Here is a 10,016-nt window from a genome sequence, read left to right as displayed (position 1 = left end):
CGGCAGGGCGCGGTCGATACGCGCGCCGTAGAAATCACCCCGGCGCAGCACTTTGGCGAACAGGCGCATCTGCCCGCTGGTACGGCCACGCTCGCCCTGGATACGGGCGGTAGGCAGGGCGGTTTCACGGGTCACGGTGGCGACGAAGTCGTCACCCAGGGCATCCAGCTCGTCGGCGATGGCGTCGAGGAAATCGGCGCGCCTGGCGGCAGACAGGCTGCGGTAAGCGGGGTAGGCGGCAGCAGCGGCTTTGGCAGCGGCATCGACTTCTTCAGGAGTGGCCTGAATGAAGTCGTAGGAAAGGGCTTCGCCAGTGGTGGCGTCGTGACTCTTGTGGACGACGGGGCCGGCTGCGCTGTACGCGCCGCCGATGATGTTGTGGCCGATATGGGACATTAAAGCTCTCCTGACACATGCACGCGGAGCCATCAGGCCCCGAGTGCGATAAGAAAGATACGGGGTAGCGGTTACAGCGCGCGCACGGCACCGGGTGACAACGGTTCGTCGGCCGCCACCAGGCCATTGCGCAAGGGGGCGCCGAACTCGCTCATCTCGATCTCGAAGGTATCGCCGGGCCGGGCTTTGATGCCGTCGGCGAAGGACAGCGTGGCCGTCCCGAAGTAATGCACATGCACGTCGCCCGGCCGCAGGAACTGCGCGTACTTGAAGTGGTGGAACTCCAGGTTCTCCAGGCTGTGGCACATGTTCTCCTCGCCACTGAGGAACTCCTTCTCCCAGAGCACCTCATTGTCACGGCGAATGCGGCTGGTGCCAGACAGGTTGGCCGGTAGCCGGCCTACCCGCAGTTCCGGGCCGTAGGCGCAGAAACGCAGCTTGGAGTGGGCCAGGTACAGGTAGCTGCGGCGCTCCAGCACATGGTCGGAGAACTCGTTGCCCAGCGCGTAGCCGAGGCGGTAAGGCTGGCCGTCATCGCCGATGACATACAGGCCGACCAGTTCGGGCTCCTCGCCGCCGTCCTCGGCGAATACCGGCACCGACAGGTCGGCGCCGGGGCGCACGACGATGCCGCCATCGCCCTTGTAGAACCACTCCGGCTGCGCGCCGACCTTGCCAGCGCCAGGCTTGCCGCCCTCCAGGCCCCAGCGGAACATGCGCATGGTGTCGGTCAGGGTGGACTCGTCCTGGGCCTTGTGCTGATGCATCTTGTCACGGGTCGCGGCGCTGCCGAGGTGGGTCAGGCCGGTGCCGCTGATCAGGCAATGCGCCGGATCCTCATGATCCAGCGGTGGCAGGATGCGGCCGTCCTGCTGCAGATCGGCATACGCCGGGCCGGCCTCGCTGCCCCGGGCGTTCACTTCGTCCTGCAGGCTGCGCCCGCCACGGATCGCCGCCAGCGCCAACTCGCGGGTGCTGCCGATACCGTCAACGGTGCGCAGGGTGTCGCCTTCGACAACGCCAACCCGGCGCTGGCCTTCGGGGGATTCGAACTGGATCAGTCGCATGGCTTGTCTCTCTTGTTGGATGGCTTGCCCATCGGGATACAGAGCAGACTTTACGAAGGCAGCGCCAGCCTGCCTAATGACAAGCCTTGATCAAGCAATAACTGTTGGTTATCCCCATGATCGCGTCCCTCCCCGCCCTGGTTTCCCGACTGCGCCTGAAACAGCTGCGCCTGCTTATCGCCCTCGACGACCAGGGTTCGCTGCACAAGGCAGCCGACGCCGTGGCGATCAGCCAGCCCGGGGCAACGAAGGCGCTCAACGAGATCGAGTCGGCGTTCGGCATGCGCCTGTTTTCCCGCACCAGCCAGGGGCTGGAAGCCAATGACCTGGGGCGCTGCGCGATTCGCTACGCACGCCTGATCCACAGCGACCTGGCGCACCTGCGCGAGGAAATGCTGGGGATTCTCCAGGGCCAGGGTGGCCGCCTGGTGGTGGGCGTGATCATGGGCGCGGTACCGCGCCTGACCCGCGCGCTGTCCCGTTTACGGGCACGCCAGCCGGAACTGTCGGTGGAAATCGTCGAGGACACCAGCGCACGCCTGCTCAACCTGATCGACGAGGGCCGCCTGGACCTGGCGATCTGTCGCCGCAGCGTCAGCCGCCGGCCGGCCGCCTATGACTGCCTGAGCCTGCATCAGGAGCCCCTCAGCGTAGTGGCCAACCCCGCTCACCCACTGGCGACCAGCTCCGGCCTGGACCTGGCGCAACTGGCGCCCTACAGCTGGGTGGTCTACCCGGCCAACATGCCGATGCGCCTGGTGCTGGAGCGGGCGTTCAGCGGCGCCGGCCTGGAGTTTCCCCGCTACCCCCTGGAGACCGCATCGACCTTCGCCACCCTGATGCTCTTGCAGGAGGACCCGAACCTACTCGCCCTGATGCCGCTGGAAACCGCGCAATCCGCCAAGCGCCTCGGCGCACTGACCTGCCTGGAACTTGCCCAGGTGCTGCGCAGCGAGCCCTATGGGGTCATCAGCCGCCAAGGCCCGCCACTCTCGGCCCCTGCCCGCCTGCTGCTCGACGAGCTGCGCAGCGAGCCGACGACGCTGACAAGCGGCGCCTGAGGCGCACGGCAGCATCGCCATGGCTAGAAGCCCGGATGAAACGCTGCAACCGAGGCTGGCAGCCCTCGATGCCGTCAATAGAATCCCCCCGGCGGCGCTATGCAGGCCGTGTGAAAACGTAGCGAGCGAAGGTCAGGCAAGGGCTGGGCGCCCCCGCAAAACGGCGAAACGCAGCACCGCAGAGTAACAGCCGAAGGCTGGCCCGCAGGGCGAACGAAGTGAGTCAAAAGCGCAGCTTACGCGTTGTAAACAAGCATTTTGACCGGGCTGGCATTGCAGACGGTTCTAACGCTGCATGACCGAGCGCAGTCGTTTTCACCCAGCCTGTATGGTGCCCCTCCCAGCCATGGCAGAATGCACACCGCCTGATCGCTCAAGAGCCCCCCATGTCGTCTTTCGTCACCCCGTTCGCCATCCTGCAATTGCAGCGCCAGCCCGAGCAACCCGGCATGCCGCTGCAGGCCTTCGATGCCGCCGACGCCTACCTGCTCGAACAGGCACAGACGCTTTCAGGCACCACGCGCGTGCTACTGCTCAACGACAGCTTCGGCGCCCTGGCCTGTGCGCTGGCCGGCCGCGCCCAGGTGATCAGCAGCGGCGACTCGCACCTTGGCCACCTGGCACTGCGCCTCAACCTGACGCGCAACGGCCTTGCCGAGGATGCAGTGAGCTTCGTGCCGGCCAGCGAGCCGGTGAGTGGCCCTTTCGATCTGGTGCTGATCCGCGTGCCGAAAACCCTGGCCCTGCTCGAGGAACAACTGATCCGCCTGCATGGCCAGTTGGCGCCGGGAGCCCAGGTAGTCGCTGGCGGCATGATCAAGCACCTGCCACGGGCTGCCGGCGATCTGCTGGAGCAATACATCGGCCCGGTGCAGGCTTCGCTAGGGGTGAAAAAAGCCCGCCTGTTGAAGGCTATGCCAGAAGCCAAAGCGACGCCGACGTCGCCCTACCCGACCCGCTATCGCCTCGACGACCCGGCACTCGAGCTGAGCAACCACGCCAACCTGTTCTGCCGCGAGGGACTGGATATCGGTACCCGCGCCTTTCTGCCTCATCTGCCACGGCACCTGGACAAACGTCGGGTCGCCGACCTTGGCTGCGGCAATGGTGTGCTAGGCATCGCCTACGCATTGAGCAACCCCGGCGCCGAGCTGACCCTGGTGGACGAGTCCTATATGGCCGTGCAATCGGCCGCGGAGAACTGGCGCGCAGCCCTGGGCGAGCGACCGGTGACCGTCCGCGCCGGTGACGGCCTGGCCGAGCAGGCTGCCGATTCGCTGGACCTGGTGCTCTGTAACCCGCCCTTCCATCAGCAGCAGGTGGTGGGCGACTTTCTCGCCTGGCGCATGTTCCAGCAGGCCCGCAACGCACTGGTCAGCGGCGGTGAACTGTGGATCGTCGGCAACCGCCACCTGGGTTATCACACCAAGCTGGCGCGTCTGTTCCGGGGTGTGGAGCAGGTGGCGGCCACGCCGAAGTTCGTGGTGCTCAAGGCGACGAAATAAAACGGATTAGTGAGGGAGGCCGATGAACACACCACAGCAAACCAGTGATAAGCGGGGGCAAAAGCTTTCGCTTGCTCTCGCCCGCGGAGAGCAGGCAACTGCAGAAAACCGGATCTATAGCCACGCCCAAGCCAGAGAGAAGCTGAGTCGCTAGCTCAACTGAGCTCGGCAACCACCTTGCGAACTCTGCATTGTCACAACAGCTCCCCGGGTATCGCTGCGCTCGACACCGGGCTACCAGAACCACGTAACCTCGTAGCCTGCGGTTGAGCGCAGCGATACCCAAGAACGGGCAACACCGCTCTACAAGGTCATGTAGCGACACTCGGGAATCGTACCTGCCTGCTGCTGCGGTTTCTCGGCTTACGTCTTCGCCTGGCCCCAGGCGACGGGTTTGCAGCTTGCAGCCGTTCAGTCCTCCCGCGCGGGCATGGCAGCCGCCAGCAGCTCGCGGGTATAGGGATGCTGGGGTGCACGGAACAGTTGCGCTGCCGGCCCCCGCTCGACCACCACGCCATCCTTGAGCACGATCACTTGGTGCGCCAGGGCCCGCACCACGGCCAGATCATGGCTGATGAACAGGTAGCTCAGCCCATGCTCCGCCTGCAGGCGCCGCAACAACTGCACTACCTGTTTCTGCACGGTACGATCCAGCGCCGAGGTCGGCTCGTCGAGCAGGATCAGTTCGGGCTTGAGAACCAGCGCCCGGGCGATGGCGATACGCTGTCGCTGGCCGCCGGAGAATTCGTGGGGATAGCGGTGCCGGCTCTGCGGGTCTAGGCCCACCTCCTGCAGGGCCGATATCACCGCGGCCTCGCGCTGCGCCGCGTCCAGATCAGTGTGCACGTCCAGGCCTTCGGCGATGGTCTGCGCCACGCTCATGCGCGGGCTGAGGCTACCGAACGGATCCTGGAACACCACCTGCAGGCGCCGACGCCATGGGCGCAGGCGACGTCCCTTGAGCAGATCCAGCCGCTCACCGGCGAAGCGGATGCGCCCCTCGGCATCCTGCAGGCGCAGGATGGCCTGGCCAAGGGTGGACTTGCCCGACCCCGACTCGCCGACGATCCCCAGGGTCTGGCCGCGCGCCAGGCACAGATCGACGCCATCGACGGCCTTGATGCAGTGGCGCGGCCCGCGCAGCAGACCGCGCTGGGTGAACCAGACACGCAGTTGCTCGACACTCAGGAGTTCACCGGCCGCCTGAGCAGCGAACGGCTCGCCACCAGGCTCGGCATCCAGCAACTGGCGCGTGTAGGGGTGTTGTGGCGCACCAAACAGGCTGTCGCTGTCAGCCTGCTCGACGATCGTACCGTTGTGCATCACCGCCACCCGCTGGGCAATGCTGCGTACCACGTTGAGGTCATGGCTGATCAACAGCAAGGCCATGCCCAGGCGCTGCTGCAACGACTTGAGCAGTTGCAGGATGCGCCGTTGCACGGTCACGTCCAGGGCGGTGGTCGGTTCGTCGGCGATCAACAGGTGCGGTTCGCAGGCCAGCGCCATGGCGATCATCACCCGCTGCCGCTGGCCGCCGGAAAGCTGATGCGGATAGCTCTTCAGGCGCTGCTCCGGTTGCTGGATACCGACCAGCGCCAGTAGCTCGAGGATGCGCGCGCGCGCCGCCGCGCCGGCCAGCCCCTTGTGCACTGCCAAGGTCTCGCCGATCTGCTTCTCCACCGTATGCAGCGGATTGAGCGAGGTCATCGGCTCCTGGAAGATCATCGCGATGCGATCGCCGCGCACCTGGCGAATACGCGCGTCGGAGGCGTCGAGCAGTTCCTCGCCGAGCAGTCGCACGCTGCCCGCGACCCGGGCCACGTGTGGCGGCAGCAGGCGCAGTAGGGCGTGGGCGGTGACCGACTTGCCCGATCCGGACTCCCCCACCAGCGCCAGGCACTCGCCGGCGCGCAGGTGAAAGTCGATTCCATGCACCACGGGGCGGCCATCGAAGGCGATGCGCAGGTTGCGGATGTCGATGAGTGGCTCGTTCATGTCAGGCTCGCGGGTCGAAGGCATCGCGGCAGGCCTCGCCGATGAATACCAGCAGGGCGAGGATCAGGGCCAGGGCGAAGAAGGCGGTGAAGCCCAGCCAGGGCGCCTGCAGGTTGTTCTTGCCCTGGGCGATCAACTCGCCCAGGGAGGCGCTGCCGGCGGGCATGCCGAAGCCAAGGAAATCCAAGGCGGTGAGGGTGGAGATAGCGCCAGTGAGGATGAACGGCAGGTAGGTCAGGGTCGCGTTCAGCGCGTTGGGCAGGATGTGCCGCAGCATCACCCGCCGGTCGCCGACACCCAGCGCCCGAGCCGCCTTGACGTACTCAAGGCTGCGCCCGCGCAGGAATTCGGCGCGCACAACGTCCACCAGGGCCAGCCAGGAAAACAGCGCCATGATGCCCAGCAACCACCAGAAACCCGGCTCGACGAAGCCCGACAGGATGATCAGCAGGTACAACACCGGCAAGCCCGACCAGACCTCCAGCAGGCGCTGGCCGAACAGGTCGACCCAGCCTCCGTAGTAGCCCTGCAGGGCCCCGGCCGTGACCCCGACGCAGGCACTGACCAGGGTCAGCAGCAGACCGAACAGCAGCGACGTGCGTACCCCGAAGATCACCCGCGCCAGCACGTCGCGCCCCTGGTCGTCGGTGCCCAGCCAGTTTTCCGCCGACGGCGGGCTGGGTAGCGGGCTGCTCAGGTCGTAGTTGACCGTGTCGTAGGAAAACGGAATCGGCGGGAACAGCATCCAGCCACCCTGCCGTTCGAGCAACTGGCGCACGTAGGCGCTGCGGTAGTCCGCCTGGAACGGCAACTGGCCGCCGAGCTGCTGCTCGGTGTAGCGCTTGAACACCGGCACATGCACGCCATCGGCATTGACCAGCAGCAGCGGCTTGTCGTTGGCCACCAGCTCGCCGCCCAGGCACAGGACGAACAGGCCGAGGAACAGCCACAGCGACCACCAGCCCCGGCGGTTGGCCTTGAAGCGCTGCCAGCGACGGCGAGCAACCGGTGTGAGCACGAACATCAGGCGCTCCTCGCGGCGAAGTCGATACGTGGATCCACGAGCAGATAGCACAGGTCGCCCGCCAGTTTTATCAACAGGCCGAACAGAGTGAAGATGAACAGCGCGCCGAAGATCACCGGATAGTCGCGCGACACCGCCGCCTCGTAGCTCATGCGCCCCAGTCCGTCGAGGGAGAAGATCACCTCGATCAGCAGCGCGCCGCCGAAGAACACCGTGACCAGCGCCTGGGGCAGCCCGGCCAGCACCAGCAGCATGGCGTTGCGCAGCACATGGCCGTACAGCACACGGCGCTCGCTGAGCCCCTTGGCCCGGGCGGTCAGCACGTACTGGCGGCCGATCTCGCCGAGAAAGCTGTTCTTGGTCAGGATCGTCAGCGTGGCGAAGCCACCGATCACCAGCGACAGCACCGGCAGCGTCAGGTGCCAGAAATAGTCGGCCAGCTTGCCCGTCAGGGACAGCTCGGCGAAATTCTCCGAGACCAGGCCACGTACCGGAAACCAGGACAGCAGGCTGCCGCCGCCGAACACCACGATCAGCAGCAGGGCGAAGAGGAACGCCGGGATCGCGTAGCCGACGATGATCGCCACGCTGCTCCACACATCGAAGCGGCTGCCATGGCGCACCGCCTTGCGGATGCCCAGGGGAATGGATACCAGGTAGGTTATCAGGGTCGCCCAGAAACCCAGCGACAGGGTCACCGGCAGCTTCTCCAGGATCAGGTCGACCACCGTGGCCCCGCGGAAGAAGCTGTCGCCGAAATCCAGGCGCGCATAGTTGCCGAGCATCAGCCACAGGCGCTCCAGCGGGGGCTTGTCGAACCCGTACTGCCGCTCGATGTCGGCGATCAGCTTGGGGTCCAGGCCGCGACTGGCGCGCGACTCGCCACCCACCTGTTCCACCGCGCCGGCACCCACGGCGGCACCCGCGCCGATGCCCTGCAGACGCGCGATGGCCTGCTCCACCGGCCCGCCGGGAGCGGCCTGGACGATAGCAAAATTGACCAGCAGGATGCACAACAGGGTCGGCAGGATGAGCAACAGACGGCGCAGGATATAGGCGATCATCGGGGCTGCTCCAGGTGCTGGCGCATCTGCTGCTCGGTGAGGGCGGTCGGGCTGACTTCCCACCAGGTGTCCAGGCCCACGTCGTTGCGCGGTGGCACGGCGGGACGCCCGAAGCGATTCCACCAGACACTGGAGGTGCCGGGCGGATAGTAGTTGGGGATCCAGTAGTGCCCCCACTGCAGAACCCGATCCAGCGCATGGGCATGGCGCGTCATGCTCGGCCGGTCGGCGGCACGCGACAGCCCCTCGATCAGCCTATCCACGGCGGGGTCACGCAACACCATGAGGTTGTTCGAGCCGGGATCGGCGGCGCTCTCGGAGCCGAAGTAGTTGAACAGCTCGCGCCCCGGCGACGGGCTCACCGGAAAGCTGGTGACGATCATGTCGTAGTCCCGGGCGCGAACCCGGTTGACGTACTGAGCGCTGTCGATCTGGCGGATGTCGAAGCCGATGCCGATCTGCGCCAGGTTGCGTTTGAACGGCAGCAACAGGCGCTCGAAACCCTTCTGCGCATTGAGAAAGGTGAAGCGCAGCGGCTCGCCGGCAGCATTCACCAACTGGTCGCCGCGCGGCCGCCAGCCGGCCTCCTGCAACATGGCCAGGGCCTGCAACTGCTGCGCGCGAATCATGCCGCTGCCGTCGGTAGCCGGCGGCTGGTAGACCAAGGAAAACACCTCGTCGGGCACCTGCCCGCGCAAGGGCTCGAGGATCTTCAGTTCCTCGGCATCCGGCAATGTGCTGGCGGCCAGTTCGCTGCGCGAGAAGAAACTGCGCTGACGGATGTACATGCCACGCATCAGTTGCCGGTTGGCCCACTCGAAATCCCACAGCAGACCAATGGCCTGGCGTACGCGGCGATCCTTGAACTGCGGCCTGTCCAGGTTGAAGACGAATCCCTGGGTTCCCTGCACCGCCTCCGGCGCTAGGTGCTCGCGGCGCAGCCGGCCTTCGTCCAGGGCCTTGCCGGCATAGCCGATGCTGTAGTTGGTGGCGGAAAACTCGCGGTTGTAGTCATAGCCGCCGGCCCGCAGGATCTGTCGGGCCACATCGGTATCGGCGAAGAACTCCACCCGCAGGTGGTCGAAATTGTACAAGCCACGGCTCACCGGCAGATCCTTCGCCCACCAGTCCCGGACGCGCTCGAAACTGATGCTGCGCCCCGCATCGACCTTGCCGACACGGTAGGGGCCGCTGCCCAGCGGCGCCTCGAAACCGCCACCGCTGGCGAAGTCGCGGTTCTTCCACCAGTGTTCGGGCAGCACCGGCAGGCTGGCGATATCCAGCGGCAGGGTGCGGTTGTCGACGCCCTTGAAGGTGAACAGCACCTGCCTCGGCCCCTCCACCTCGACCTTGTCCACATCGGCAAAGCGTACTCGGTACGCCAGGCTGCCCCGGGTAGTCAGTAGCTCGTAGGTATAACGCACGTCCTCGGCACGGATCGGCTCGCCATCGTGGAAGCGCGCCCGGGGATCGAGGTGCACCCGCAGCCAGCGCCGATCCTCGGCCAGCTCCAGCCGCTCAGCGATCAAGCCGTAGACCGTGTAGGGCTCGTCCAGCGACCTGACCGCCAGCGGGCTGTACAGCCAGGGATCGACCTGACTGACGCCCGTGCCTTTGTCGATGTAGGGCACGATGTGATCGAACTGGCCGTTCTCCATGGACGAGCGCCGCAGACTTCCGCCCTTGGGCGCATCGGGGTTGACGTAGTCGAAGTGGGCGAAGCCGGCTGAATACCGGGGCGGCTCGCCATAGACGGTCAGGGCGTGCTGTGCGACCGCCTGGACGCCCGGCGCGAGCAGCAGGAACAGGCAGACCATCAAACGCGGAGAAATCAAATGCCAGGCCTCATCGATGAGTCGGGACTTTTTACGAGAGCAGATCTTCATCTGTGCAACGGCAGCGAA

At 66.0% G+C, this 10,016-nt stretch carries 8 protein-coding genes; 2 read left to right on the top strand and 6 right to left on the bottom strand.

From position 1 onward, the window contains the following. Both BLR94_RS25240 and araD1 read right to left on the bottom strand, forming a co-directional pair. Window positions 1-396 (bottom strand): aldehyde dehydrogenase family protein (locus tag BLR94_RS25240; RefSeq protein WP_208601371.1); only part of this gene is annotated, 396 nt, incomplete at its 3' end. Between the two features lie 71 nt (window positions 397-467). Further along, window positions 468-1,463, bottom strand: a complete 996-nt coding sequence (gene araD1 / locus BLR94_RS25235) for an AraD1 family protein (RefSeq protein ID WP_084308628.1) — start codon at window positions 1,461-1,463, stop codon at window positions 468-470. 116 nt (window positions 1,464-1,579) lie between these two features. On the opposite strand from araD1, the gene BLR94_RS25230 reads away from it, so the two are divergent. Continuing rightward, entirely contained in the window at window positions 1,580-2,524 is a 945-nt protein-coding gene (locus BLR94_RS25230; protein ID WP_084308629.1) for a LysR family transcriptional regulator, read from the top strand. 386 nt (window positions 2,525-2,910) lie between these two features. Then, window positions 2,911-4,029 (top strand): methyltransferase, encoded by a 1,119-nt coding sequence (locus BLR94_RS25225; RefSeq protein ID WP_084308630.1) that lies wholly within the window; start codon window positions 2,911-2,913, stop codon window positions 4,027-4,029. Window positions 4,030-4,440: 411 nt separating this feature from the next. Here the strand turns inward: BLR94_RS25225 and BLR94_RS25220 are convergent, their stop codons facing one another. From BLR94_RS25220 to BLR94_RS25205, 4 genes are read right to left on the bottom strand one after another with little or no spacing between them, the layout of a single operon-like run. Further along, entirely contained in the window at window positions 4,441-6,024 is a 1,584-nt protein-coding gene (locus BLR94_RS25220) for an ABC transporter ATP-binding protein (protein WP_084308631.1), read from the bottom strand. Between the two features lies 1 nt (window position 6,025). After that, window positions 6,026-7,048, bottom strand: coding sequence for an ABC transporter permease (locus BLR94_RS25215; protein ID WP_084308632.1), 1,023 nt, complete (start codon window positions 7,046-7,048; stop codon window positions 6,026-6,028). Then, window positions 7,048-8,112, bottom strand: a complete 1,065-nt coding sequence (locus BLR94_RS25210) for a microcin C ABC transporter permease YejB (protein WP_084308633.1) — start codon at window positions 8,110-8,112, stop codon at window positions 7,048-7,050. Before BLR94_RS25210 ends, BLR94_RS25215 begins: the two co-directional genes overlap by 1 nt. Beyond that, window positions 8,109-9,929, bottom strand: a complete 1,821-nt coding sequence (locus BLR94_RS25205) for an extracellular solute-binding protein (RefSeq protein ID WP_084308634.1) — start codon at window positions 9,927-9,929, stop codon at window positions 8,109-8,111. The genes BLR94_RS25210 and BLR94_RS25205 overlap by 4 nt, the downstream gene beginning before the upstream one ends. Window positions 9,930-10,016 lie beyond the last annotated feature (87 nt).

It is taken from the genome of Phytopseudomonas flavescens, from assembly GCF_900100535.1.
In the GTDB taxonomy this organism is placed as follows: Bacteria; Pseudomonadota; Gammaproteobacteria; order Pseudomonadales; family Pseudomonadaceae; genus Aquipseudomonas; species Aquipseudomonas flavescens.
This window is presented reverse-complemented; position numbering and strand designations above follow the sequence as displayed.